Source organism: Bradyrhizobium sp. 14AA, assembly GCF_054185205.1.
Genome location: NZ_JAVAYM010000001.1, coordinates 341889 through 367543, shown reverse-complemented (window position 1 = coordinate 367543; position 25655 = coordinate 341889). Strand labels below are relative to the sequence as shown.

Annotated in this window: 24 protein-coding genes; 8 read left to right on the top strand and 16 right to left on the bottom strand. The window is 65.5% G+C overall.

Features of this window, described 5'->3' with window-relative positions:
- Nucleotides 1-68 precede the first annotated feature (68 nt).
- Complete coding sequence (locus RAD15_RS01595) at nt 69-779, bottom strand: TetR/AcrR family transcriptional regulator (protein ID WP_458173710.1); 711 nt, start codon at nt 777-779, stop codon at nt 69-71.
- Nucleotides 780-895: 116 nt separating this feature from the next.
- Between RAD15_RS01595 and RAD15_RS01590 the strand changes: the two genes are divergently transcribed.
- The 3 genes from RAD15_RS01590 to RAD15_RS01580 all read left to right on the top strand — a co-directional run bounded on the left by RAD15_RS01590 (nt 896) and on the right by RAD15_RS01580 (nt 3801).
- Nucleotides 896-1876: a tripartite tricarboxylate transporter substrate binding protein gene (locus RAD15_RS01590; protein WP_458173708.1), complete on the top strand. Its 981-nt coding sequence runs from the start codon at nt 896-898 to the stop codon at nt 1874-1876.
- Between the two features lie 10 nt (nt 1877-1886).
- Nucleotides 1887-2687 (top strand): ABC transporter substrate-binding protein, encoded by an 801-nt coding sequence (locus RAD15_RS01585; protein ID WP_458173706.1) that lies wholly within the window; start codon nt 1887-1889, stop codon nt 2685-2687.
- A 190-nt stretch (nt 2688-2877) separates the two neighbouring features.
- The gene (locus RAD15_RS01580; RefSeq protein WP_458173704.1) at nt 2878-3801 is read left to right on the top strand and encodes a PepSY domain-containing protein; all 924 of its coding nucleotides are present in this window, start codon (nt 2878-2880) and stop codon (nt 3799-3801) included.
- A gap of 11 nt (nt 3802-3812) precedes the next feature.
- Here the strand turns inward: RAD15_RS01580 and RAD15_RS01575 are convergent, their stop codons facing one another.
- A complete protein-coding gene (locus RAD15_RS01575) occupies nt 3813-4955 on the bottom strand; it encodes a mechanosensitive ion channel family protein (protein WP_458173702.1) in 1143 nt (380 codons plus the stop codon).
- A 125-nt stretch (nt 4956-5080) separates the two neighbouring features.
- On the opposite strand from RAD15_RS01575, the gene RAD15_RS01570 reads away from it, so the two are divergent.
- Nucleotides 5081-6334, top strand: a complete 1254-nt coding sequence (locus RAD15_RS01570) for a DUF763 domain-containing protein (protein WP_458173700.1) — start codon at nt 5081-5083, stop codon at nt 6332-6334.
- Nucleotides 6335-6340: 6 nt separating this feature from the next.
- Here the strand turns inward: RAD15_RS01570 and RAD15_RS01565 are convergent, their stop codons facing one another.
- The 4 genes from RAD15_RS01565 to RAD15_RS01550 form a co-directional block, all read right to left on the bottom strand.
- Nucleotides 6341-6577 carry a hypothetical protein gene (locus RAD15_RS01565; protein WP_458173698.1) on the bottom strand — a complete coding sequence of 79 codons (237 nt, stop codon included), beginning with the start codon at nt 6575-6577 and terminating at the stop codon, nt 6341-6343.
- A gap of 93 nt (nt 6578-6670) precedes the next feature.
- A complete protein-coding gene (locus tag RAD15_RS01560) occupies nt 6671-7927 on the bottom strand; it encodes a cytochrome P450 (protein ID WP_458173696.1) in 1257 nt (418 codons plus the stop codon).
- Nucleotides 7928-8027: 100 nt separating this feature from the next.
- On the bottom strand, nt 8028-8354 hold the full coding sequence (locus RAD15_RS01555; RefSeq protein WP_018320980.1) for a hypothetical protein: 327 nt from the start codon (nt 8352-8354) through the stop codon (nt 8028-8030).
- Between the two features lie 191 nt (nt 8355-8545).
- Nucleotides 8546-9319 (bottom strand): ferredoxin--NADP reductase, encoded by a 774-nt coding sequence (locus tag RAD15_RS01550; RefSeq protein WP_458173694.1) that lies wholly within the window; start codon nt 9317-9319, stop codon nt 8546-8548.
- Nucleotides 9320-9478: 159 nt separating this feature from the next.
- Here RAD15_RS01550 and RAD15_RS01545 point away from each other — a divergent pair, with 159 nt between their 5' ends.
- Nucleotides 9479-10675 carry an amidohydrolase family protein gene (locus tag RAD15_RS01545; RefSeq protein WP_458173692.1) on the top strand — a complete coding sequence of 399 codons (1197 nt, stop codon included), beginning with the start codon at nt 9479-9481 and terminating at the stop codon, nt 10673-10675.
- A gap of 124 nt (nt 10676-10799) precedes the next feature.
- A complete protein-coding gene (locus RAD15_RS01540; RefSeq protein WP_458173690.1) occupies nt 10800-11480 on the top strand; it encodes a hypothetical protein in 681 nt (226 codons plus the stop codon).
- Between the two features lie 9 nt (nt 11481-11489).
- On the opposite strand, the gene RAD15_RS01535 is transcribed toward RAD15_RS01540, so the two are convergent.
- From RAD15_RS01535 to RAD15_RS01495, 9 genes are all read right to left on the bottom strand, one after another.
- The gene (locus RAD15_RS01535) at nt 11490-11879 is read right to left on the bottom strand and encodes a hypothetical protein (RefSeq protein WP_458173688.1); all 390 of its coding nucleotides are present in this window, start codon (nt 11877-11879) and stop codon (nt 11490-11492) included.
- Between the two features lie 166 nt (nt 11880-12045).
- Nucleotides 12046-12501 (bottom strand): MarR family winged helix-turn-helix transcriptional regulator, encoded by a 456-nt coding sequence (locus RAD15_RS01530; protein WP_458173686.1) that lies wholly within the window; start codon nt 12499-12501, stop codon nt 12046-12048.
- Between the two features lie 25 nt (nt 12502-12526).
- Nucleotides 12527-13231, bottom strand: a complete 705-nt coding sequence (locus tag RAD15_RS01525) for an ABC transporter ATP-binding protein (protein WP_458173684.1) — start codon at nt 13229-13231, stop codon at nt 12527-12529.
- Nucleotides 13228-14019 (bottom strand): ABC transporter ATP-binding protein, encoded by a 792-nt coding sequence (locus tag RAD15_RS01520; protein WP_458173682.1) that lies wholly within the window; start codon nt 14017-14019, stop codon nt 13228-13230. The genes RAD15_RS01525 and RAD15_RS01520 overlap by 4 nt, the downstream gene beginning before the upstream one ends.
- Complete coding sequence (locus RAD15_RS01515) at nt 14016-15905, bottom strand: ABC transporter permease (protein WP_458173680.1); 1890 nt, start codon at nt 15903-15905, stop codon at nt 14016-14018. The genes RAD15_RS01520 and RAD15_RS01515 overlap by 4 nt, the downstream gene beginning before the upstream one ends.
- Nucleotides 15906-16054: 149 nt before the next feature.
- Nucleotides 16055-17257: an ABC transporter substrate-binding protein gene (locus RAD15_RS01510; RefSeq protein ID WP_458173678.1), complete on the bottom strand. Its 1203-nt coding sequence runs from the start codon at nt 17255-17257 to the stop codon at nt 16055-16057.
- Between the two features lie 33 nt (nt 17258-17290).
- Nucleotides 17291-17875 carry an amino acid synthesis family protein gene (locus tag RAD15_RS01505; RefSeq protein ID WP_458173676.1) on the bottom strand — a complete coding sequence of 195 codons (585 nt, stop codon included), beginning with the start codon at nt 17873-17875 and terminating at the stop codon, nt 17291-17293.
- 27 nt (nt 17876-17902) lie between these two features.
- A complete protein-coding gene (locus tag RAD15_RS01500) occupies nt 17903-18799 on the bottom strand; it encodes a UPF0280 family protein (protein ID WP_458173674.1) in 897 nt (298 codons plus the stop codon).
- Complete coding sequence (locus tag RAD15_RS01495) at nt 18796-20253, bottom strand: 6-hydroxynicotinate reductase (RefSeq protein WP_458173672.1); 1458 nt, start codon at nt 20251-20253, stop codon at nt 18796-18798. The genes RAD15_RS01500 and RAD15_RS01495 overlap by 4 nt, the downstream gene beginning before the upstream one ends.
- Before the next feature lie 248 nt (nt 20254-20501).
- Between RAD15_RS01495 and RAD15_RS01490 the strand changes: the two genes are divergently transcribed.
- Both RAD15_RS01490 and RAD15_RS01485 read left to right on the top strand, forming a co-directional pair.
- Nucleotides 20502-20984, top strand: a complete 483-nt coding sequence (locus RAD15_RS01490; RefSeq protein WP_458173670.1) for a (2Fe-2S)-binding protein — start codon at nt 20502-20504, stop codon at nt 20982-20984.
- The gene (locus RAD15_RS01485) at nt 20984-24505 is read left to right on the top strand and encodes a molybdopterin cofactor-binding domain-containing protein (protein ID WP_458173668.1); all 3522 of its coding nucleotides are present in this window, start codon (nt 20984-20986) and stop codon (nt 24503-24505) included. The genes RAD15_RS01490 and RAD15_RS01485 overlap by 1 nt, the downstream gene beginning before the upstream one ends.
- Nucleotides 24506-24559: 54 nt before the next feature.
- On the opposite strand, the gene RAD15_RS01480 is transcribed toward RAD15_RS01485, so the two are convergent.
- Nucleotides 24560-25528 carry a catechol 2,3-dioxygenase gene (locus RAD15_RS01480; RefSeq protein WP_458173666.1) on the bottom strand — a complete coding sequence of 323 codons (969 nt, stop codon included), beginning with the start codon at nt 25526-25528 and terminating at the stop codon, nt 24560-24562.
- Between the last annotated feature and the right edge of the window lie 127 nt (nt 25529-25655).

Sequence of the window (25655 nt, the reverse complement as noted above, 5' to 3'; positions counted from 1 at the left end):
TCCACACCCTGTCACATCGTCCGCTTGCGAGCGGAAGCGCTGTTACGCCTCCCCTCGAGTGGCTTCTTTCAAGTCTTGCTGCTGACGACCGGCCGCCGCCGCGCCGGCGCGGCCTGATCCAGAGCCGGCGCCTGGAACGCGGCAACGGTCGCCTGCACCAATTGCTCGATGGCATTGGCGGGGTCGCTGCCGTCGGCCTCGCCGCGCGACAGGCGCGAGACGCGATCCGGCGTCACCAGCGAATAATAGAGCGCGCCGAGCAGGAAGTGGCTGCGCCAGACGATGTCGGTGCGCGGAATGTGCGGCAGGCTGTCGTGGATCGCGTCGATGAAGGCGTGGCTGGTGTCGTCAAAAGTCTGCGCGATGATTTTTCGCGCGACCTCATTGCCTTCCGCCGACATCACAGCGCGGAGCCGCGTGAAACGCGCGCCGCCGCCGGCGAGATCGCTGCCCGAGGTGAAGGCGGGCACCACATAGGCCCGCACCACAGCTTCCAGCCGGTCCTGGAGATCGCGCACGCGCCTGGCGGCGGCGAGCAGCTCGGAACGGCGCAGATTCATCGGCCCGCAATGCCGCCGGTAGATCTCCAGCAGCAGGCCGTCCTTGGTCTTGAAATGATAGGTGACGCTGCCGGGATTGGCCCCGGCAGCTTGCGCGATGTCGCGCACCGATACGGCGTTGAATCCGTTGGTGGCGAACAGCTCCTCGGCCGCGGCGAGGATCGCCTCGCGCATGTTCGGCTTGCGGGCCGTTTCCTTGCTGGTGGGCTTGCGTACCATGTGATTTGTACTATCGTACAAAAGATCAGGTCTCGTCAACAAAAACCATGGGCGGCGTCCGGACGGCCTGGAAGACCGCGGGTCGGGACGCGAATGCCCGTAAGGAGTGCTGGGTAATGCTGGGTTTGAACAAGAAGATCGGCGCTTTGATGCTCGGCGCCGGTCTGCTGCTCGCGGGTAGCGTCGCGCAGGCCGCCGACAACTATCCGAGCAAGCCGGTCCACATCCTCGTGCCCTATGCGGCCGGCGGCGCAGTCGACGTGCTCGCCCGCACGCTGGGCCAGGCGCTGGCAAAAACCTGGGGCCAGCAGCCCGTGATCGACAACCGTCCCGGCGCCGGCGGCATCGTCGCCTCGCAGGCGCTGACGCAGGCCGCACCGGACGGCTACACGCTGATCCTGGTCGCGAGCGGCCATCCGCTGAACCAGTTCATCTATCCCAGTGTGCCCTACGACACGTTCAAGGATTTCACCGCGATCAGCGAGGTCGCCTCTTCGCCGCTCGCGATCGTCGTGGCCAAGGACAGCCCGTACAAGACGCTCGGCGATCTCCTCGCCGCCGCCAAGAAGGAGCCCGACAAGCTCTCCTACGGCATGTCCGGCAACGGCACGTCGGCGCATCTCGCCGGCGAGCTCTTGAAATACATGTCCGGCACCAAGATCGTGGCGATCCCCTACAAGGGCGGCGCGCCGGCGCTGACCGCCGTGATCGCGGGCGAGATCCCCCTCAGCGTCAACCCGCTCGCGGAAGCGATCGGCCAGCTCGAAGGCGGACCGGTGCGCGCGCTCGCGGTGACCTCGGCCGAGCGCTCCAAGGCGCTGCCCAATGTTCCGACGATCGCGGAAGCCGGCGTACCCGGCTACGACGTCTCGGTCTGGTGGGGCGTGCTTGGTCCGGCAAAGATGCCGCCGGAGATCGTGGCAAAGCTCGAGACCGATCTGAAGGCGGCGCTGCAGGACCCGAATGTGCTGTCGACACTCGGCAAGATCGGCGCGGCCCCCGTCGGCTCCTCCGCCAAGGAGTTTGACGCCTATATGCGCGCCGAGGCGACCAAATGGGAGCCGGTGCTGAAGGCCGCCGACATCCGCGCGCAATAAGGCACTTTACATGAGGACCTCATCTCGGCTCCTTTCACGCACCGCCCTGCTCGCGGTTGCAGTCATCAGCCTGCTCGGCGCGCCCGCGCGCGCCGACGGCGAAGCAAAGCTGCTGGCGCCGAGCGGCACCTTGCGCGTCGGCATCTATCCGGGCAGCCCGACCTCGATGGTGACGGATGCGGCCGGCAAGCCGCACGGCCTCGCCTACGATCTCGGCGGCGAACTGGCAAAACGGCTCGGCGTTGGCGCCGACTATGTCAGGTTCGAGCGCGTTGCCGACATCGTCACCGCGATCCACGACGGCAAGGTCGATTTCACCGTGACCAATGCCACGCCGGCCCGCGCGAATGACGTCAGCTTCAGCCTGCCCGTGCTGGCGATCGAGCTCGGCTATCTCGTCCCGGCAAACTCGCCGATCCGAGAGGTCGCGGACATCGACAAATCAGGCGTGAGGATCGGCGTCACCAAGGGCTCGACCTCGGAGCGCACGCTCCCCACAAAGTTCAGGAACGCGACCATCGTCCCCGCCGAAAGCGTCAAGGTCGCCATCGGCATGTTCGGGAGCAGTGAGATCGATCTCTATGCCACCAACAAGCCGACGCTGTTCGAGATGTCCGACCAGATGCCGGGCGCGAAAATCCTCGACGGCAATTGGGGCCTGGAGCACATGGCGATCGCGACCCCCAAAGGACGCGAGGACGCGCTCGCCTTGCTCAACCGCTTCGTGGTCGAGGAGCAATCGTCCGGCGCGCTAGAGACGATACAACGTCAGGCCGGCTTGCGCGGCGCGACGAAGCCGACGCGCGAGTAGGTCTCGCCGAGTTCGAACGCACGACGCGGCTGCTGCAGACTCTCGAAAACCTGCGAACGATTGGCGATCGCAGCAGCGTCGATAGCCTCGATTCCATTTGCTGCAAATCAACGCGGCAACGTGGACAAAGCGTCATTTGTCTTCGGGGCTGCGTTGGGCGACCAAAGCCTGGCATCGCCGGAGACAGAGAATGAGCAAGCCTTTATTGTTGACACTCCATCGCTGGATCACGCTGGTCTTTGCGCTTCCCCTGTTCGCGATCATCGCCACCGGCCTGATCCTGTCCTTCGAGCCGCTGGTGCAAGTCAGTGGCATCGACGGTCCGGCGATCGATCCCGCACGAGTCATCGAGCTGGTGAAGACGTATGATCCGGACAGCAAGGCGCGCGGACTTTCGATCAATGCGGCTGGTCAGCGGATGACGCTGCAAGGCTCCGGCACGCCGGCGATCGACCTCGTGACCGGCGCGCCTGCCGCCGCCAGCTCCGGCCTCAGCGATCTCTTCCTGTGGGCGCGGATCACGCATGAACGGTTGCTCGGCCAGGCGTGGCTGGTGACGAGCTCGACCATCGCCATGGTCGCTTTGATGGTGCTCGGTATCTTCATGGGGCTGCCACGGCTGCGCAACACGCTGTCCGGATGGCACAAGGGCACCGCCTGGTTCGCACTTCCGCTGGTCCTCCTGAGCCCGCTGACCGGCCTGTGCATGGCGTTCGGCCTGACGTTCCAGAGCGGAGCCGCTCCGGCCGGCGCCGGCCGTCCGCTTCCCCTGCCCGACGCGGTCCGGATGATCGCAGCCTCCCATGACCTGTCGCATGTGATCTCGATCGGCACGCGCGGAGGCCGCGTCATGGCGCGACTCTATGAGCATGGAGAGCTGCGCGCCTACGCCGTGAGTTCGTCGGAGGTCACACCACTGCCGCGCAACTGGCCGCGCCTGATCCATGAGGGAAACTGGTCGGCCCTGATCGCCTCGCCGCTCAACGTGGTGACGTCGATCGCGCTGCTCACGCTGCTGTCGACCGGCCTCCTGATCTGGACGCGAAGAAAGCTGCGTAAGCGGCGTCCGCGTTCCGACCGGCAAGCCGGCGCGGCCGTTGTTGGCGCCGGCTGATCGCGCCGAAGTCAGTTGCGCGCGCTCGCCCGCATCTTGTCCGGCCGCGTGACGGGCCGCAGCAAGTCGGCATCATCGTCGGCCGACGGGATCAGGATCGCGCGCTCGCGCGGCAGTGCCTCCGGCATCTCGTCACGAATGAAGGCGACGAGCTTTTCCCTGATCTCGCAGCGCAGATCCCACGATTGCGGCGCGTTGCGCGCGCTGACCAGCGCGCGCAACGCGATGGTGCGCGAATCCGCATCGACGACCTGGAGATTGACCACCGCGCCGTCCCAGAGCTTGGACTGCTTCACGGCGTCCTCCAGCCAGCGCCGGATGCGCGGCACGTCGGCGCGATAGTCAACGTGGAGCGCGATCACGCCGATCAGCGAGGCGGTGTCGCGGGTCCAGTTCTGGAACGGCTTTTCGATGAAATAGGACAGCGGCACCACCATGCGGCGCCAGTCCCACAGCCGGATCACGACATAGGTCGAGGCGATGTCCTCGACCCAGCCCCACTCGTTCTCGATGATCACGGCATCCTCGATGCGGATCGGCTGGGTGATCGCGATCTGCAATCCCGCGATCAGGTTGCTGAGCAGCGGCCGCGCGGCCAGGCCGACGATGATACCGGCGGCACCGGCGGAGGCGAACAGGCTGACGCCATATTGCCTCACCGAGTCGAACGTCATCAGCGCAGTGGATACCGTGATGACGACGATGATGGTGTCGGTGACGCGCTTGAACACCCGCACCTGCGTGACGTGCTTGCGGGCAACGAAATTTTCGGTCACGTCGCGAAAATTCTGCAGGTAGCGTGCCGCGCTCATGTCGACGACGCGGATCGATATCCAGCCGACCAGGGCAATGACGGCGACGACGAACAGGCGCATCAGCGGTGTCCGGAACGCCTCGTCCAGCGGCGCGAGTGGCAGGACCAGCGCGACGGCGGCAAGACACAGCGCCAATTGGGCCGGCCCGGACGTCCGCTCGATGAAGACGCCCAGAAGCGGGAGACGGGTCTCGAAGGCGCGGTTCAACAGCCAGACGGCGAATCGATACACGGACAGCGCAAGCAGGATCGCACCGGCAACCAGGCCGAGGCCGATGAACCATGATGGTATCCACCCGAACATCCCGTCGATGTCGGTCGTGAGAGCCTGCCAATTCATTGCTGTCCCTGTCCTTCGCTCGCGTCAGCGCTCAACGCCTTCCGGCCGGCTTCGCTCCCCCGTCTCGTGCAATGCAGCATTCCGCTGATGCAACCGTCGCCGAACTGCGCTAGCTTGAGCCGCTCATGACCAGACGTAGCGGCAGCGCCGATCTTCCCTTGCACAGCGGACGGGTTCCGCCCTGGCTGGCGAGTCGCATGGCATCGCTGGGGGCCATCGTCACGCAGGCGATCGTCCATCATTACGGCCGCGACGCCTTTCTCCAGCGTCTCTCGCATCCATTCTGGTTCCAGTCGTTCGGCGCCGTCATGGGAATGGACTGGCACTCCTCCGGCATCACGACCTCCGTGATCGGCGCGCTGAAGCGTGGGCTCGGCCCGCTCCAGGACGAACTCGGCGTCTATGTCTGCGGCGGGCGCGGACAGCATTCGCGCAAGACGCCGGACGAGCTGCTGCAGCTCGGCGATCGCGTCGGCTTCGACGGCGCCAAGCTCACCCGCGCCAGCCGCCTGGTGGCGAAGGTCGATAGCGCAGCCGTGCAAGACGGTTTTGACCTCTATCTCCACGGCTTCTTCGTCACGGCGGACGGCAAGTGGACGGTGGTGCAGCAAGGCATGAACGGCGACAAGCGGCAGGCCCGCCGCTATCACTGGCATTCCGAGGCGTTGAAGAGTTTTGTCGATACGCCGCACAGCGCGATCGACGGACCGCAGCAGGGCGAGATCGTCAATCTCACGGACCATCGCGCCGATGTCTCGCGCACCGCGCAGCTCGAGCTTTTATGCGATCTCGGCCCTGATCGCATTCTCACTGAGTTCGAGCGCCTCACCGGGACTGCGCCCGAGCCCGCGCAGGCGATGCTGCCGCATCTGATCATGCCCGCGCATCACGATGTCCGTCCCAAGGACGTGTTCGCGCGCCGCCTGCACGGCACGCTGGCCGCCGCCGCCGAGCGCGGCCCGGTCGACTTCCCGGAGCTGTTGCTGACGCCCGGTGTCGGCGCGCGCACCGTGCGTTCGCTGGCGATGGTCGCCGAGGTCGTTCACGGCGCGCCGTATCGCTTCACCGATCCCGCGCGGTTCTCGCTCGCCCATGGCGGCAAGGACCGGCATCCCTACCCCGTTCCGATCAAGGTCTATGACGAGACCATCCGTGTGCTCAAAGATGCGGTCCAGAGCGCCAGGCTCGGGCGTGAGGAAGAGATGCAGGCGATCAGGCGCCTCGACGACCAGGCGCGGCGCCTGGAGCGAACGGCACGCGGCCCGTCGGTCGAGGCCTATATCACCGGCGAGCGTGCAGCCTCGCCCGATCTCGACGGCCGCTCCGTGTTCGGCTGGGAGCGCGATCTCGTCGCGGCGAAGAAGTCGACGGGCTCTTGACGGCGCTTAATCTTCGGGGGGCTCCTCGTCGTCCGTGAGCCGGTTGGCCGAATGGTCCTGATATTGCTCGGTCTGGATGAACTTGCTGTCCATGCCGCGAATGTCGGAATGTTGCGCCTTGTCGCGGTTCGACAGGATCATGTTGTCGCCGATCTTGTCCTTGGGAATGTCCGTCAGCGCTCCGTTGCCTGCGCCCTTGCCGTGCGCGCCCGAACCGATATGCGTCTTGCCTCCGTGGGGCATGGATTGCTCCATCATTGTTGTCAGCAATGGCCAACGCCTGCACCGCGGGGTTTGTTTCGCAGTTGCATGAGGGAACGGCGATCGCGGTTCCCTTCAACTTGCGAGCAGCTGCTCGTCATCGGAACTCGCCTGGCGCGTTTCGCGGGCATCGGCAATCACGGGCAATTTCGCAATCATGCGAATCCCCGGCCGCCTGCGCCAGTGAATCTGCGAGACGTCGACGGCCAGCCCAAGCCGCGGCCAGCGCGTGAATAAGGCCTGAAGCGCGCAAGTCGCCTCGATGCGTGCGAGCTGATGCCCGAGGCAGAAATGGATCCCCGTACCAAAGGACAAATGGCGGTTGGGCTTGCGTTCGAGATCGAGGCTCTCGGGACGATCATGCACCGCCGGGTCCATGTTCGCCGCGGCGAGCATCACCATGACGCGATCGCCCTTCTTCAGGCGCACACCTTCGACCTCGACATCCCGCCGCACATAGCGCGGTTTTGAAAATTGCACCGGCGAGACGAAACGCAGGAATTCCTCGACGGCGAGCCCGGCGCGGCTCCAGTCCTGCTCCAGCCAATCGCGAAGGCCGGGAGTCCTGAGCAACTCGTAGACCGAGCCGCTGATCAGATGCGTCGTCGTCTCGGAGCCGGCCGCAAGCAGCAAGAACACCATCGAGACCATTTCGTCCGGCGTGATCTGACCGCCCTCGCGCTCGACCTGGACCAGCTCGGCGATCAGGCCCTCGCCGCCCTGCACGCGCGCGATCTGCAACTGCCGCTCGAGGTAGGCGCGCATCTTGCGGAACGCGAACAGCAGGCGGAAGAAGCCGGCGACATTCGTCAGCGAGGACATCGTATTGGCCCAGGCGATGAATCTCGGACGATCGGCCGGCGGCAGGCCAAGCAGCTCGGAGATCACCGCGAGCGGCAGGATGCGAGCGTAGCGCTGGACCAGATCGGCCGGGCTTCCATCCGCGAACAGCTCGGCAGCCAGGCCGTCGGCGATGGCACGGATGTGCGGCTCCATCGCGACGATCGCGCGGCGGCGAAACGCCTCGTCCACGATGCTGCGCAGCCGGGTGTGATCCGGCTCGTCCATCGTCAGCATGTTGTTGGCGATGGTCCTGACATATCTCGGCGTCCACCAGCGCAGACCCGCGAGGTCGCCATCCTCCTTGCGCAGCGTGAAATTGGCGCCGTCCTTCAGCACTTGCGCAGTCGCGTCATGGGTCGTGGTGATCCAGACATCGCCAACGAGAGGAAACCGGGTCGCGACCACGGGGCCGGACATGCGCAACGTCGCGATCGCCTTGGGCGGATCGCGAAAAAAGGCCTCGCTGGTGAAATCGAGGCGCGCTGTCATGGAATCACCGGAGCGGCTGGTGGCGTCTCACCCAGATGGTGTGCGGCGTGGACGGCACAAGAGGAGCCGCCTCGTCGGCCGTAGACGTGGAGAGAGGCGCCTAGCCCCGCCCCGGCGAGCGCTGACCGGTCTTGCGCTGCTGCTGGTTGGTATAGGCGTCCCAATGGCTCCAGCTACCGTTGCTGAGGCTCTGCATGTCGGTGCCGAGCGGCCGGCGCGTGCGCTTGTCGTGATCGGCGATCACGCGCTCGGACTGGGCGATCTTGCGCTTGAGTTCCGCGATCGCCTTCTGGGTCTGGCCGTTCCGCTTCGAGGAGGCGATCTCGCCCATCGTGAAGCGCGCGGTCTCGAGCGCCTTCAACTCGGCGCGGTTCTTCTTCAACTGAACCCGGTGCCAGGCGATGTTGCTGTCGCTGTCCGCAACCATGTGGGAACTCCGCTGATTCGTTCCCACAAGTGTATCGTGTGCCGAATCGGCGCCGCAACGGGCCCCACGCGGCAAAAATGCGGTCTTATTGCGTAGGAATTCCGCGCCCAGAGCCCCGGAACGGGGCTCTGGTTTCTATTTTTGACGCGTTTTCTTGGCGCGAACCGGTACCCACTTCGCTCGAAAACGCTTTAACGCTCGGCAAAGGCCTTTTCGACCACGAACTGGGCCGGCTCGCCGTGGTTGCCCTCGACGAATCCGCGTTCGCCGAGCAGCACGCGGGTGTCCGCCACCAGCGCCGGGCTGCCGCAGATCATGACGCGGTCGTGGGCGGCTTCCAGCGCCGGCAGGCCGATATCGGCGAACAGCTTGCCCGAGGTGATGAGGTCGGTGATGCGGCCACGGTTGCGGAAGGGGTCGCGGGTCACGGTCGGGTAGTAGATCAGCTGGTTCTGGATGTACTCGCCGAGCAGCTCGTCCTTCGGCAGATGTTCCGTGATCATCTCGCCATAGGCGAGCTCCTTCACGTGGCGGCAGCCGTGCAGCAGCACGACCTTCTCGAACCGCTCATAGGTCTCGGGATCCTTGATCACGCTCAGGAACGGCGCGAGGCCCGTGCCGGTGCCGATGAGGTAGAGGTTGCGCCCCTCCTCGAGGTTGTCGATCACCAGCGTGCCGGTGGCCTTGCGGCTGACGATGATCTCGTCGCCCTGCTTCAGGTGCTGGAGGCGCGAGGTCAGCGGGCCGTCCGGCACCTTGATCGAGAAGAACTCCAGCGTGTCCTCGTAATTGGCGCTGGCGACGCTGTAGGCCCGCAGCAGCGGCTTCTCGCCGACCTTGAGCCCGATCATGGTGAATTCGCCGTTGCGGAAGCGGAAGGTCGGGCTGCGGGTGGTCTTGAAGGAGAACAGCGTGTCGGTCCAATGGTGGACGCTCAGAACGCTTTCCTGATTGAAATTGCTCATCTCACCCTTCCGTTTCGCTTCCAGTGCGGTTTCCGAGGCGGTCAGCTATGCGTCGTTTGTACACGATCATTTGTATACTAATGAATAATCCGGCTTGATCCCGCGGTCAAGGCTGCCCAAGATCGAAAGCGTTGCAGTTACGAACAAGGAGCCCCTTCCATGGCGCATGACGCCCCCCAGGCCACCGGACCCTCGAAGCTCGTGATCCGGAATATCGGCCTGATCCTGTCCGGCGCCCTGGAAAAGCCGATCCTGGACGGCGACACCATCGTCGCCGAGAACGGCAAGATCACCGCGATCGGCCGCTTCAAGGATCTCAATACGGAAGGCGCAACCACCATCGTCGAGGCCAACGGCACCACGGTCGCGCCGGGCCTGATCGACAGCCATGTCCACCCCGTCGCCGGCGACTGGACGCCGCGCCAGAACCAGATCGGCTGGATCGACAGCAATCTGCACGGCGGCGTCACCACCATGATCTCCGCCGGCGAGGTGCACATGCCCGGACGTCCGCGCGACGTCGTCGGGCTGAAGGCCATGGCCATCTTCGCCCAGCGCGCATTCTGGAATTTGCGGCCGGGCGGCGTGAAAGTTCACGCCGGTGCGCCCGTGATCGAATGCGAGATGGTCGAGGAGGACTTCAAGGAATTGGCCGCGGCCGGCGTCAAGCTGCTCGGCGAAGTGGGCTTGGGCGGCGTCAAGGACGGCCCCACCGCGCGCAAGATGGTCGGCTGGGCCCGCAAATACGGCATCCAGAGCACGATCCACACCGGCGGACCTTCAATTCCCGGATCCGGCCTGATCGACAAGGACGTGGTGCTGGAGGCCGACACCGACGTGGTCGGCCACATCAATGGCGGCCACACCGCCCTGCCCGACGACCAGATCCGCTGCATCTGTGAAGGTTGCAAGCGCGGGCTCGAGCTCGTTCACAACGGCAATGAGCGCTCCGCCCTGTTCACGCTACGCATCGCGCGCGAGATGGGCGACCTGCACCGTGTCATCCTCGGCACCGACGCGCCGGCCGGATCGGGTGTGCAGCCGCTCGGCATCCTGCGCATGGTCTCGATGCTGTCCTCGCTCGGCGATCTGCCGGCGGAGATCGCGTTCTGCCTCGCCACCGGCAACACGGCGCGGATGCGCGAGCTCGATTGCGGCCTCATTGAAGTGGGCCGCTCCGCCGACTTCGTCATCATGGACAAGGCCCAGCACTCGCCGGGCAAGAACATCCTGGAGAGCGTCCAGCTCGGCGACCTCCCCGGCGTCGGCATGACCATCATCGACGGCATCGTGCGCACCCAGCGCAGCCGCAACACGCCGCCGGCCGGCCGGGTGCCGGAGGTGGTGGCGAAGTGACGCAGCCGCAGCGGCTCGCCGCTCCGCATAGCTCCGAGAAAGCGTTGAACAAGTCTCCTGCCTGCTGCGTCTAACGCAGGCAGCCCCTGGCGGCGGCATTTCATTGCTGGAGCGTCGAGGGGACATGAGGAGCTCGTTGCGGATCGCCGCAGGCGGATTGGCAGGTGCGGTGGCGGGCTTTGTCGTCGTGCTGCTGATCCTCGAGCTGACCAATTTTGGGACCCCGGCTGATCCGATCACCTCCGGCTTGCTGGCGCTGTTCGTCCTTGCCCCGGCCGGCGCGATCGCGGGGATGATTCTCGGCACGAAGCTGGCGATGCGCGGCCGGGAAAATGCCGGCGGGCTCGTCGGCAACAGCCTGAAATCATTTGCCGCGCTCGGTGTGCTCTGCGCCGCCGCCGGGACCGCCTACTACGTCTATGCGATCACGACGGCCACGCCCTGGCTCAACCCGAACGCTGCCAACCCGCTTCTCGTCTTCGAGGTTCGCCTTCCCGCGGAATCGGCGTTGCCGAACTCCGCCCGCGAGGTCGCCGTCGAACTACAGACCGACCTCAACACCATGCCGAGCGAGCAAAGCCTCCTCCGCCGCGATGGCGACAGACCCGTCATCGCAGGCGAAGTCGAACTCGCGTTCCGAACCTCGCACCGGCAGCTCGCCGTCAACATCGAAGGCCAGCCCAACAGGCTCTACCCGATCGGACTGTCAGCCAAGGCACCACATGCCGCGGAGTTCGGTCCGTGGCAATCACAGGCCGACGGCAGCGAGATCCGCTACCGGGCCAAATGGCCGGGGAAAAGCTGATCGGCCGCGTCAGCGCGGCCTGGCGGCATCGCAACGCACGTAGACCTGGCGCTTGGCCTGCCCGACCGGGCCATTGTCCATCACCAGCTTGCCATCCGTAGCGATCGAAATCCGGGGATTGGAGCGAAACTTTTCGCCCTCGCCTTCGCAAGAAAGCCGCATCCTCCAGCTTCGGCTGCCGTCAGCGGTGATCTCGCCGGCACGGCAGCGCGTCTCGTACCAGTACAGGCGATTGCCACCCTCGATACTCATGCGGTTGGCACTGTCTTGATCACGGCAATCCTTCCTGGTCGAAGCCCAGAACCCCTCGTAGGGCTGCGCGGCAAAGGCAGGCGCGCATTGGCCCGCGAGCGCCGCACCAAGGCTCAAGACCATCGCAATACGTGCCGTCGCTCTCATGCCGGTAGACCTCGACAAATCCTTCATCGAGGTTAGTCGCCAATCCCCGCAGCTTGTTCAACTGCCGTAGGGTGGGCAAAGCGAAAGCGTGCCCACGATTCTTCCTTTGAATCATCTGAAGACGGTGGGCACGGCGCTTCGCGCCTTTGCCCACCCTACGACACCTTCACCGCAGCTTGTTCAACAGCGCCATCAGCATCTCGCGCTCCCGGGCGTCGAGCGGCGCCAGTGTCTCGCGGGTGATCGCAAGCGCATTCGGCGCGACCTTCTCCGCAAGCTGCAGGCCGGCACGCGTCAGGCTCACCAGCAGCCGCCGGCCGTCCTCGGGATCCTGGCTGGTCTCGGTGAGACCGCGCGCGGTCAGGCGATCGATCACGCCCTTGATGGTCGCGACGTCCATGGCCGTGAGACGGCCGAGCTGGTTCTGCGAGCACGGCCCGGTCTCGGCGAGTTTCGACAGCGCCGCCCACTGCGTCGGCGTCAAATTCGTGCCGATGTCGCGGGAGAAGATCGAGCTGTGGCGCTGCCAGACCTGGCGCAGGATGAAGCCGACCTGCTCGTCGAGAACATAGGGCGGTTTTGCCGGCTTGACGCTCTTCTTCGCCGTGACACTTCTTGCCATCCGTTCGCTGCCCTTCCCCTTGCCTTCACAACGACAGATGCGCGTCGCGGATATCAGGACGCGCATCGAGCTCGGCCATGGTGCCGCCGAAGCAGATGCGGCCGCGCTCGATGATGTAGGCGCGATCGGAGATCAACCGCGCGAAATGCAAATTCTGCTCGGAGACGACGATGCTGACGCCCTCCTTCTTCATGGTCAGGATGGCATCGACCATCTGCTCCACGATCTTCGGCGACAGGCCCTCCGAGGGCTCGTCCAGCAGCACCAGCGACGGATTGCCCATCAGCGTTCGCGCGATCGTCAGCATCTGCTGCTCGCCGCCGCTCATTCGACCGCCCGGGCGGTTCTTCATCTCGCCGAGATTTGGAAACAGCGTGAACAGCTTTTCGCGCGTCCAGTATGGCGCGTTCGGACGCTTGGGCTGCTTGCCGACCTCGAGATTTTCTTCGACGGTCAGGTCCGTGAAGATACGCCGCTCCTCCGGCACATAGCCGAGCCCCTCGCGCACGATCTCGTGCGTCGGCCGCGCCGAGACATCCTTGCCCTCGAACATGATGCGGCCGGAGCGCTGTGCGACGAGGCCGACGATCGAGCGGAACGTCGTCGACTTGCCGGCGCCGTTGCGTCCAAGCAGCGCAACGACCTCGCCCTCGCCGACTTCGAAGCCGATGTCGAACAGGATATGCGCCGGACCATAATGGCTGTTGAGGCCCTCGACCGTCAGCTTCATGGCGAGGCTCCCTCGCGGTGGCGGGAATCGTAGACCAGGCCCTCGCCGAGATAGACCGCCTGCACCTGCGGATTGCCGCGTACCTCGGCCGGCGAGCCCTCCGCGATCAGCGTCCCTCGATTCAGCACGATGATGCGGTCGGCATGCTCGAACACCACGTCCATGTCGTGCTCGGTGAAGAGCACGCCGATGGACTTTTCCCGCGCGATCTGCGCCGTCAGCCGCATCAGGTCGACGCGCTCGCGCGGCGCCATGCCGGCGGTCGGCTCGTCCATCAGCAGCAGCTTCGGCTGGTTCGCCAGCGCCACGGCAAGCTCGAGCCGCTTGAGATCGCCATAGGCGAGCTCGCCGCAGGGGCGATCGGCATAGCCACTCATGCCGACCAATTCGAGCAGACGGCCGGCCTCGCCGCGGTCGAAATTCGGTGCCGAGCCCCAGAGATTGAACAGCTGCTTCCAGTGCGAGATCAGCGCGACCTGCACATTCTCGCGCACCGTCATGGTCGCGAAGGTCGCGGTGATCTGGAAGGTACGCCCCACCCCAAGCCGCCAGATCTCGCGCGGCTTCTTGCCGGTGGTCTCCTCGCCCAGCAGGCGGACCTGGCCGGTATCAGGCTTGTTCTGGCCGTTGAGCATGTCGAAGCAAGTGCTCTTGCCGGCGCCGTTCGGTCCGATCAGTGCCAGAATCTCGCCGGCGCGCAGCGAGAACGAGACGCCGCGCACGGCGTGGATGCCGCCGTAGGATTTGGTCAGGCCTTCGACCGCGAGAAGTGGGGGTGCAGCGCTCATTCGGCGGACTCGATCGGCTTGGCAAGCAAGGAGGATCCCGGCGGCGAAGACTTCCTGCGGCGCTGCGCCAGCATCTCCAGCATGCCGACGATGCCCTTGGGGAAGACGACCACGATCAGGACGATGAAGCCGCCGAGCACGAGCTTCGACAAATCGGTCTGGCTGACCAGCCAGATGTTCAATGCCTTGTAGACGATGGCGCCGATCACCGCGCCGGACACCGTCTCGACGCCGCCGAGCAGCACCATGACCAGTGCATCGACCGACAGCGAGATACCGAGATTGTCCGGGAAGACGCTGCCCTTCAGATACGCAAACAGCGCGCCGCCGATGCCGGCGGTGGTGCCCGCGATCACGAACGCCGTCCACTGGATGCGCTTGGCGTTGATGCCGATCGCCTCTGTACGCAGAAGCGAGTCACGTGTGGCCCGGAGCGCGTAGCCGAACGGCGAGAACACCATGGCCCGCAGCGCGATGGTGACCAGCGCCGCGACGCCGAGCGCCAGCCAATAGAAGTTCGACGGGCTCGACGCCCATTTTTCCGGCCAGACGCCGAGTATGCCGTTGTCACCGCCGGTTACGCTCACCCACTGGAACGCGATCGACCAGACGATCTGCGCGAAGGCGAGCGTCAGCATGGCGAAATAGACGCCGGAGAGCTGCACCGCGAAGAAGCCGAACACGGCGGCGCCCATGCAGCCGAGCAACGGCCCGAGCAGCAGGCACACGATCATCGGCAGCCCCGCCATCTTGGCGAGGAAGGCAACGCCATAAGCGCCGAGCCCGAAATAGGCGGCGTGGCCGAAGGACGCGAGCCCGCCGACCGACATCAGGAAGTGCAGGCTGACGGCGAAGATCACGAAGATCGCGATCTCGGAGCCGACGGTCAGCGCATAGTTGCCGGCGAACAGCGGCAGGGTCGCTGCGATGAGAAGCGCGGCCAGCGCCGCCAGCCGCTCGTTCGACGTCAGCGGGCGCCAGGGATTGACGGTGAGACCCGGCGTCTTGCGCGCAGGCGCCTCCGGCTTGCCGAACAGGCCCCAGGGTCGCACGATCAGCACCACCGCCATCACCAAGAAGACCAGGATGATGGAAATCTTCGGAAAGATCAGGATGCCGAAGGCATTGAGCTCGGAGACCAGCACGGCCGCGACGAACGCGCCGACGATGCTGCCGAGGCCGCCGATCACGACCACGACGAAGACCTCGACGATGATGCGCAGATCCATGGCGTGATGCACGGCATCGCGGGGAATCTGCAGCGCGCCGCCGAGCGCGGCGAGGAAGACGCCGACCGCGAACACCGATGTGAACAGCCATTTCTGGTTCACGCCGAGCGCTGCGACCATGTCGCGGTCCTGCGTCGCCGCGCGCACCAGCACGCCCCAGCGCGTGCGCTGGAACAGCAGCCAGAGGATGCCGAGCACGACGGGACTGAGCACGATCAGGAACAGATCGTAGCTCGGGATGTTCTGGCCGAAGAAATCGATCGCACCCTTGAAGCCCGGTGCGCGGCGGCCGACGAGATCGTCAGGCCCCCAGATCAGCACGACGAGGTCCTCGACCATCAAGGTCAGGCCGAAGGTCGCAAGCAGCTGGAACAATTCCGGCGCGTGATAGATGCGGCGGAGCAGCACCATCTCGACGATGACGCCGATCATCGCCACGGCGATCGCCGCCAGCACGATGCTGCCCCAGAAGCCGAATGCGCCCGACAGGCGCTCCGTCAGCGTGAAGGCGATGTAGGCGCCGATCATGTAGAAGGCGCCATGCGCGAAATTCACGATCCGCGTCACGCCGAAGATGATCGACAGGCCCGACGCCACCAGGAACAGCGACGCTGCGCTGGCGAGACCGGTCAGAAACTGTACGACGTAAAAGGCCATCGGCGGTCCGGGTTCAGGGGAGTCGTAGGGTGGGTTAGCGAAGCGTAACCCACCAACTTTTCTCGTGTGGCACCGAAGATGGTGGGTTACGCCGAGCGGTCTGCGCTACGCGCAGTCCGCAGGGCTAACCCACCCTACGGCAGTGGAGATCAATCCTTCGGACGCAGCTTCTCGACTTCGGCGTCGCTGGGCAGATAGTCCGCACCCTTCTTGTAGGACGAGTCCACCATCACGCCCTTGCCGTCCTTCAGCGCGGTCTTGCCGACAAAAGCGCCGAGCGTCGACTGGTGGTCGATCTTGCGGAAGGTGATCTCGCCGAACGGCGACGGCATCGACAGGCCTTCCGCCGCGGCAATCAGCTTCTCCGGATCGGTCGAGCCTGCCTTGGCCAGGATCGCTGCGGCCGCCTTGATGGTCTGGTAGCCGACGATCGAGCCGAGGCGCGGATAGTCGTTGTACTTCGCCTGATAGGCCTTCAGGAACGCGTCATGCTCGGGCGTCTTGATCGAGTACCAGGGATAGCCGGTGACGATCCAGCCTTCGGGCGTCTCGTCCTTCAGCGGATCGAGATATTCGGGCTCGCCGGTCAGGAAGGAGACGACCTCGCGCCCCTTGAACAGGCCGCGGGTGTTGCCTTCGCGCACGAGCTTGACGAGATCGGCGCCGAAGGTGACGTTGAGGATCGCCTCGGGATTGGCGGCAGCCACCGCCTGCACCACGGGACCTGCGTCGATCTTGCCCTGCGGCGGCCACTGCTCGTCGACCCACTGGATGTCGGGGCGCTTCTCCGACATCAGCTTCTTGAACACGGCGACCGCCGACTGGCCGTATTCATAGTTCGGCGCAATCGTCGCCCAGCGCTTGGCGGGCAGCTTGGCTGCCGCCTCCACCAGCATCGCGGCCTGCATGTAGTTCGAGGGACGCAGGCGGAAGGTGTATTTGTTGCCCTTCGACCAGGTCACCGCATCCGTCAGCGGCTCGGCCGCGAGGAAAAACACCTTCTTCTGGTTGGCGAAGTCGGAGACGGCGAGGCCAATGTTCGACAGGAACGTTCCCGTCAGCATCGCCACGCCTTCACTGGAGACGAGCTCATTGGCGGCGGTCTGCGCGTCGGCCGGCTTGCCGCCGTCGTCCTTGGAGACGACGACCAGCTTCTTGCCGTTGATGCCGCCGGCCGCGTTGATCTCCTCGACCGCGAGCTGCCAGCCCTTGCGATAGGGCTCGGTGAATGCCGGCAGCAGCGAGTAGCTGTTGATCTCGCCGATCTTGATGTCCTGCGCCAGGGCCGAATGGGCCATGCCGCCGGCCAGAAGCGCAAAGGCCGCCCCGACGAAGTAATTTCTTGCTCGCATCCCAACCTCCAGTTTTGAACTCTCTTGCGTCTTCTATCTCAAACCGTCTTCGCCCTTGACTTCCGCGACCGTCAGCCCGCCGACGCGCGGCAGCGGACGACCGCTGTCGGTGACGGCGACCGCGACCATGATCTCGTTGGCACGCGGCGCGTCGTTGATCTGCACTTCCATCCCGTCGAAATGACTGCGCACGAAGGCCGCGTCCTTGTGCCCGAGCGGAATGTCGAGCGTCGTGCCCGGACCGCTGCGCTTCTTCGACGACGGGATCAGCGCCGCGCCCTTGGTCAAAACCTTGCGCACCGGCGCGCCCATCTTCGGATGAAGGATGGCGGCGGCATGCTCCAGCTCGCCGTTCTCGCCGACGGCCGCGGCCTTGCCATAGCTCTGCGCCTTCGCGCCATCGATGCCGAGTGCGGCCACCGCGCGCTTCGACAGGAGCTCGCCGAGCTCCTCACCGATCGCGATCAGCGGCGAGAGATCCTCGACATATTTTCCGGCAAAGGGATTTTCGATCACGGCGATCGCAGCAGCGCGCCGCGTCGGCGGCGAGACCTGGCGGCCCATCTCCATCTGCGTCTCTTCGACGACGGTGACGATCTTGCGGATGATCGCGCTCATGATTGTTTCCCTTGGGCTCGTCCCTGCTCACGCATGAACCGCGTTCTCCAACTGACGCGGGCGCGATCCTTGCCGTTCAATATCTTTCGGTCCGATGACAAGCATATCACCACTGAGCTGCAACACGGCACCCTCGATCAATCCCCGATCGAACAATTGCCGTGCACATTCCGCGCCAGATTCCAGCGCCGCGGCGATCTCGTTCGGCGACACCGCGCCGACGTCGCGGGTGACGAGACGCGCGCCGAGATCGCTGTCGGGCTGAAGCTCGTTCGCAGGCTTTCGGATGATTGCGGGATGCCCTGGCAGATCGACGGCATTGGCGATCACCGTCGCGGCCGCATCGGCCTGCGATGCCGTTGCCGCGAGCACCGTCACCGCGTCGGCAATGCCGAGCGAAAAACTGCGGCCGTGGCGTCCGCTGGTCGCAATCCCCCGCACCGAGTCGTCCGCGTCGATCCTCATCGTCCGCATCACGCCCGCGCGATCGGGCCGGTCCATCAGGCCAACGGAAAAATGCTCACCCCCGACAAGATGAAGCGCGATGTCGCCGCCGTTGTTGACATAGGCCTGATCGAGCGTTGCGGCGCCGAGCATAGCGCGAAGAATCTCCTCCGCCACACTGCCGGCAACGGCCGCCATCGGCGTGATGAAGCAATCAGCGGCATAGGGCGCTACCGCGGCATGCATGCGGCGGGCGACCACACTTTTCAACGTGATGCGCTCCCCGGCGGCCGTCCGCAGCTCGGGCAATTCCGCACAGAGCTCATCGAGTAGCCCCGTGAACCGGCGCGCCGCCGCCTCATAGGCAGCACGCACCTCGCCCTCGCGCCCCCTCGCCTCAACGATCAGATCAATCGGACCATCCTGCAAATGCAGCCGTCGGCCATCTGACAGCAATGCGATTTGCGGGAGCCTTGTCATGCCCGCGGCCCCGGAATCGGGTTCTGCCAGGGCAGCTGGCGGACATCGTCGCCGTTCTGCACCTCGGAGAGCGGCTTGACGTAATCCATGTGCCCGCCGAGCGCGGCATAGTCGGACAATTTCATGGTGAACTCGATGGGCGCAACCAGCGCCGGCGTCGGCACGTAGCCGAATGCACCCGCCGGCATCTGCGTCACGTCGACCATGTAGGTGATGCCGCCGCCGGGCCAGACATACACAGGCGCGCCGCCGCTGGTGACGCGCGTCAGCGCATCCTTGACCGAGCGCGTAAGCCGCACCGGATTGTCGGTGACGCCGGCGCGCAGCGAGCCGCCCGCACCCGCCATGAACAGCACCGTACACAGCGCCGGCTCGCAATTCTCCTGGATGCGTTCGACCGAGAACTTCAGCTCAGCGGGCATCTCGGTCTCGACCGGCTTCAGGGCCTCGTCGAGCACGTAATAGGACGAATGCTCGCCGGTCGTGGAGACCATCAGCATGGAGAGACCGGGTTTTGCCTCCTTGGCATCGAACGGCCCGAGGATCGCGAGCGGATCGGAGATATTGGTGCCGCCCCAGCCCGTGCCGGGATCGGCGACCTGGAAGTAGCGGCCGGGCGTCGAGCGGCGGCCCTTCATCTTGATGCCGGTGTCGGCGATGTCGAGCAGCTTGCCGGCCTGGTGCTCGCTGAGCACGCCGGTGATGTGGTCGTCGACCACGACGACCTCGTCAACCTTGCCATGCCATTGCTTAGCGAACATTCCGATCGTCGCCGAGCCGCAGCCGACGCGCATGCGCTCTTCTTTCATGCCATTCACGATCGGCGGCTGGCCCGCCTGCACCACCACGCTCGCGCCGCCGTCGATGGTGAGCTCCACCGCCTTGCAATTGGCGAGGTCCATCAGCGTGTCGCAGGTGACGCGGCCCTCCTTCTTGGAGCCGCCGGTCAGATGATGCACGCCGCCGAGCGAGAGCATCTGCGAGCCGTATTCGCTGGTCGTGACATGGCCGACCGCCTCGCCTTGCGCGCGGACGGTCGCGGTTTCGGGGCCGAGGTAGCGGTCGGTGTCGATCTTCACCTTGATTCCGCAATAAGAGAAGATGCCTTCGGTGACCACGGTCACCATGTCGACACCGTCGACGTCCGCGGAGACGATGAACGGCGCCGGCTTGTAGTCGGGGTAGGTCGTGCCCGCCCCGATCGCGGTGACGAAAGTCGAGGGCTCGTGGACGATCTTGCCGTCCCAGTCTTCGGTGCGGCCGAACGGAACGAGCTTGCCGCCATGCGAGACGGTGCGCTCCAGGATCACATGCGGATCGACGCGGACAAGCTTGCCGTCGTGATTGGCGTAGCGATCGCAGGCGCCCGCCGCGCCCGGCTTGATGTAGCACATCACCGGACAGGCATCGCAGCGGATCTTGTCGGAGACGGTGCTCGTCGTTTCAGTCACCATGTGCAAGCCAGCGACGGGGTTATCATTCGTATACGAACGATGTTGCGCGCGCTCCGGATAGCTGTCAAGCGGCGGTGCGGCGCAAAAGATGCGACTGCCGCATAAAACCTCATTTGCCTATCCGCGCTGTCCACAAAGAAGGCAGCCACGCTGCACTGCGGCATGCACGGCTTGCACGTTTGTGTACAAACGGTATCGTCGCGACGTAGATTTTTTCGCGACCGCATGACCGCGGGCTTGGGAACGAGATGACGCAGACACCGATCCGCCTCACCGTCAACGGAGGGATCCACGAGGTCACTGCGGCGCACGAGACGCCGCTGCTCTACGTGCTGCGCAACGATCTCGCGCTCAACGGTCCGAAATATGGGTGCGGCCTAGGCGAATGCGGCACCTGCACTGTCCTGATTGATGGCGCCGCGGCGCGCTCCTGCGTGATTCCGGTCGGTGGCTGCGTCGGGCGCGACATCGTGACGCTCGAAGGGCTCGGCACGCGCGGCAGGCCTGATGTCGTGCAACAGGCCTTCATCGACGAACAGGCCGCGCAATGCGGCTATTGCCTCAACGGCATGATCATGACCACCAAGGCGCTGCTCGCGATCAACCCGCAGCCGACCGAGCAGGAGGCGCTCGCCGCGCTGCGCTACAATCTCTGCCGCTGCGGCACGCATGTCGAAATCCTGCGCGCCGTGATGCGCGCATCGGGCAAGCTCACCGAGGCCGCTGATTGATGGCCTCCCCTGTCCCGAACGGAGCTGAACGGCCATCCGGTTCGCTCGTCGTCGTCCGCACCGTGGACGAGCTCACATCCGAGACTTTTGTCCGTATCACCGCGGATGGGTCTGTCACCGCCTATAACGGCCATGTCGATCTCGGCACCGGCATCCGCACCGCGCTCGGCCAGATCGTCGCCGAGGAGCTGGACGTGTCCTTTGCCCGCGTGGTCGTGGTGCTCGGCGACACTGCCCTGGTGCCGAACCAGGGCGCGACGATCGCGAGCGAGACCATCCAGATCACGGCCGTGCCCCTGCGCAAGGCTGCGGCGCAAGCGCGTCACTTTCTGATCGCGCGCGCGGCCGAGCGGCTCGAACTGCCGGCGGCCGATCTCACGATCGAAGACGGCCTCGTCCGTGGACACGACAATCGCAGCGTCAGCTATGGCGAACTGATCGGCGGCGAGACGATCCAGCTCGAGCTTGCCGACGAGGTTGCCGTGAAACCCGTCGGCGATTACGCCATCGTCGGCCAGTCGATGCCACGCGTCGACCTGCCCGCCAAGGCCACAGGCGAATTGACCTTCGTGCACGACATCCGCGTCCCCGGCATGCTGCACGGCCGCGTGGTGCGCCCGCCCTATGCCGGCGTCGATGCCGGACCGTTCGTCGGCACTAGCCTGATCGCGGTCGACGAGGCCTCGGTGCGCGACATCCCCGGCCTCATTGCCGTCGTCCGCGTTGGCGATTTCGTCGGGGTCGTTGCCGAGCGCGAGGAGAATGCGATCCGCGCCGCGGAACGGCTCGCGGTGAGCTGGAAGCCGACACCTGATCTGACCGACCTCGCCGATGTCGAGACGGCGCTACGGGCCAATCCCTCGACCCCGCGCACGCTGATCGACAAGGGCGACGTCGATGCGGCGATATCAGGCGCGGCCAAGCCGATGCAGCGCACCTATGTCTGGCCCTATCAGATGCACGCCTCGATCGGCCCGTCCTGCGGGGTCGCCGACTTTCAGGACGGCAACATCCGCGTCTGGTCGGGAACACAAAATCCGCACGTGCTGCGCAGCGATCTGGCGCTCCTGATCGAGCGTCCCGAGAGCGAGATCGAGGTCATCAGGCTGGAGGCCGCCGGCTGCTACGGCCGCAACTGCGCCGATGACGTCACCGCGGACGCGCTTCTGCTGTCCCGCGCCGTCGGCCGGCCCGTGCGCGTGCAGCTCACGCGCGAGCAGGAGCACACCTGGGAGCCCAAGGGCACCGCACAGCTCATCGACGTCAATGGCGGCCTCGACGCCGACGGCGGTGTCGCTGCTTACGATCTCGCCACGCGCTATCCGTCGAGCGCCGCGCCGACGCTGGCGCTGCTGCTGACGGGTCGCATCTCCCCCGAGCCTGTCGTGCTCCAGATGGGCGACCGCACCGCGATCCCGCCTTACGACTACGACAACATGCGCGTCGTCGCCCATGACATGCCGCCGATCGTGCGCGCCTCCTGGTTCCGCGGCGTGTCTGCACTGCCCAACACTTTTGCACATGAATCCTATATCGACGAGGCCGCGACCGAGGCCGGCGTCGACCCTATCGAATACCGGCTGCGCTATCTGAAGGACCAGCGCGCGGTCGATCTCGTCAACGCGGTGGCCGAGCGCGCAGGCTGGACGCCGCGGCCGGTACGACAGGAGCAGGACGGCGAAATCGTGCACGGGCGTGGCGTTGCCTACGCACTCTATGTCCACAGCAAGTTTCCAGGCTATGGCGCGGCGTGGTCGGCGTGGATCGCCGACGTTGCCGTGAACAAGGCGACCGGCGACGTCAGCGTGACGCGCGTCGTCGCGGGGCAGGACTCCGGCCTGATGATCAATCCGGACGGCGTGCGTCACCAGATCCACGGCAACGTCATCCAGTCCACCAGCCGCGCGCTGATGGAGGAGGTCTCCTTCGAGCGCGGCGCGGTCGCCGCGCGCGAATGGGGCGCCTATCCGATCATCCCCTTCCCCGACGTGCCCAAGATCGACGTCTTGATGCTGCCGCGTCAGGACCAGCCGCCGCTTGGCGTCGGCGAGTCCGCCTCAGTCCCGAGCGCGGCGGCGATCGCGAACGCGATCTTCGATGCCACCGGCGTCCGCTTCCGCGAGCCGCCGTTCACGCCCGAGCGCATTCTCAAGGGCTTGCACGGCGATGCACCGGCTACGCCGCAAACTCTCCCCGCACCTGCCCCACCGCCTCCGTCCCGCATCTGGGAAAACCCGTTCGCCAAGCGCGCCGGCATCGTCGCAGCGATTGCGGCGGTCTGTACCGCCGCGATTGGCATTGGCGCAGCTCTCCTGCCCGGCCGCGCCATCGCGCCGATCGCGCGGCCCGACGCATCGGTCTATTCCGCGGCAACGATCGCGCGCGGCCAGCAGCTCGCGGCCCTCGGCAATTGCGCGGAATGCCACACCAATCTCACGGGCGTACCCAATGCCGGTGGCCGCGCGCTGGAGACGCCGTTCGGCACGATCTACAGCACCAACATCACGCCCGATGTCGAGACCGGCATCGGCGCCTGGTCCTATCCCGCCTTCGAGCGCGCGATGCGCGATGGCTTGCATCGCGACGGACGGCAACTCTATCCCGCCTTCCCCTACACGCACTTCTCGAAGACTGATGATGCCGACATGCAGGCGCTTTACGCCTACCTGATGGCCCAGCCTGCGGTGCGCGCAAGCGCGCCCGCGAACACGCTCAGCTTCCCCTTCAATCTCCGCCCGCTGCTCGCGGGATGGAACGCGCTGTTCCACCAGACCAAGGACTTCAAGCCCGATCCCAGCAAATCCGAGCAGTGGAATCGTGGCGCCTATCTCGTCGAGAGCCTCGGCCATTGCAGCGGCTGCCACTCCCCGCGCAATGCGCTCGGCGCCGAGCAACGCAATTCCTATCTCGCCGGCGGCTTTGCCGAGGGCTGGGAGGCGCCGCCGCTCACCTCGCTCTCGCATGCGCCGATCCCGTGGAGCGAGGACGAGCTTTTCGCCTATATGCGCACCGGCCATTCGCGCTATCACGGCGTCGCCGCCGGTCCGATGGCCCCTGTCGTCAGGGACCTCAAGGCCCTGCCCGACCAGGACATCCGCGCGATGGCGGTCTATCTCAACTCGTTCAACGACGCCGCGGCCGATGCGCCCGCGCTCGCGGCAAGACTGGAAAGCGCGACGCAAGTCACCGTCGCCTCGTCCACCGGCGCGCGGCTCTATCAGGGCGCCTGCGCCGTCTGCCACGAGGTCGGCGGCCTGCCGCTGTTCGGCAGCCGGCCCTCGCTCGCGCTCAACAGCAATCTGCACAGCGCCACATCGGACAATCTCGTGCAGGTGATCCTGCACGGCATCGCCGAGCCCGTGTCGAGCGATCTTGGCTACATGCCCGCCTTCAGGAACAGCATGAGCGATGCGCAGGTGGAGGGACTCGTCAGCTTCCTGCGCAAGCAGTTCGCTCCGGACAAGCCGGCGTGGACCGGCGTCCGCGAGACGATCGCGCGGGTGCGATCGTCAACGCACTGATCTTTTGAGCATGACCTTGTCGGAAAACCGCTTCACACTTTTCCGGGTCATGCTCTAAGCGTGCTTCTTCATCTCCACCGGCGGCGTGCCGTGGGTGTGGAAGGACTCGATCGTCTTCAATCCCCACGCCTGGCCCTTCTTACGCTCCTCCTCCGTCCACACGATCGGCTTCCAGTCGGGCGCGAGGATGAGACGCGCGCCGGCATTGGCGACCTCGACACGGTTGCCGCCGGGCTCGTAGACGTAGAGGAAGAAGGTCTGCTGGATCGCGTGCTTGTGCGGACCGGTCTCGATGTGGATGCCGTTCTCCAGGAAGATATCGGCGGCGCGAAGAATCTCTTCGCGGCTGTCGAGGGCGTAGGTGACGTGGTGAAAGCGGCCGGGCGTGCCGGAATGGTCGAGCGAATAGGCGAAATCATAGCTCTTGTTCGACATGGTCAGCCACATCGCAGCTTCCCGGCCGTCGTTCAGCACGATCTGCTCGGTGAGCCGGCAGCCCAGATAGTTCTCGAAGAACTCGCGGTTGGCCTTGATGTCGACGGCGAGGCAGTTGAGGTGATCGAGCCGGCGCACGTTGACGCCGCGCGCGGGAAACCGCTGCGCCTGGTTCTTCAGTGCGGGCTTCAGCTCCGGCGGCGCCTGATACCATTCGGTTTCGTAATAGAGCTCGACGATGTGACCGTCAGGATCGCGGCAGCGGAAGGTCGGCCCCTGCCCCATGTCGCCGTCGATCCAGCCGATGTCGAAGCCGGAGCCCTTCAGCGCGGCGACGCGGCGCTCGAGCGCCTGCTGGCTGCGCGCACGCAGCGCCATGTGCTCCATGCCTGACGTCTTGGACGCCGTGAGCTTCAGCGAATAGCGCTCGTAATCGTCCCAGCCGCGCAGATAGACCGACTCGCCCTTCTGCCCGCTCACGGTCATGCCCATGACGTCGACGAAGAATCTCAGGCTCTCGTCCGGCTTGGGCGTCAGAAGCTCCATATGGCCGAGATGGGCGAGATCGAGAATTGGTTCGGGCTGCATGGCTTCCTCCAAAGCTTGGCTTGCGATCCGCTTCGCCGGATCGCGCAATCGGGCGCAGGGCTGTAACGCGCTCACGCGTCCGAGGGCGGCACCGAGGTCGCGGGTTCATTTGTACTAATGTACAAAT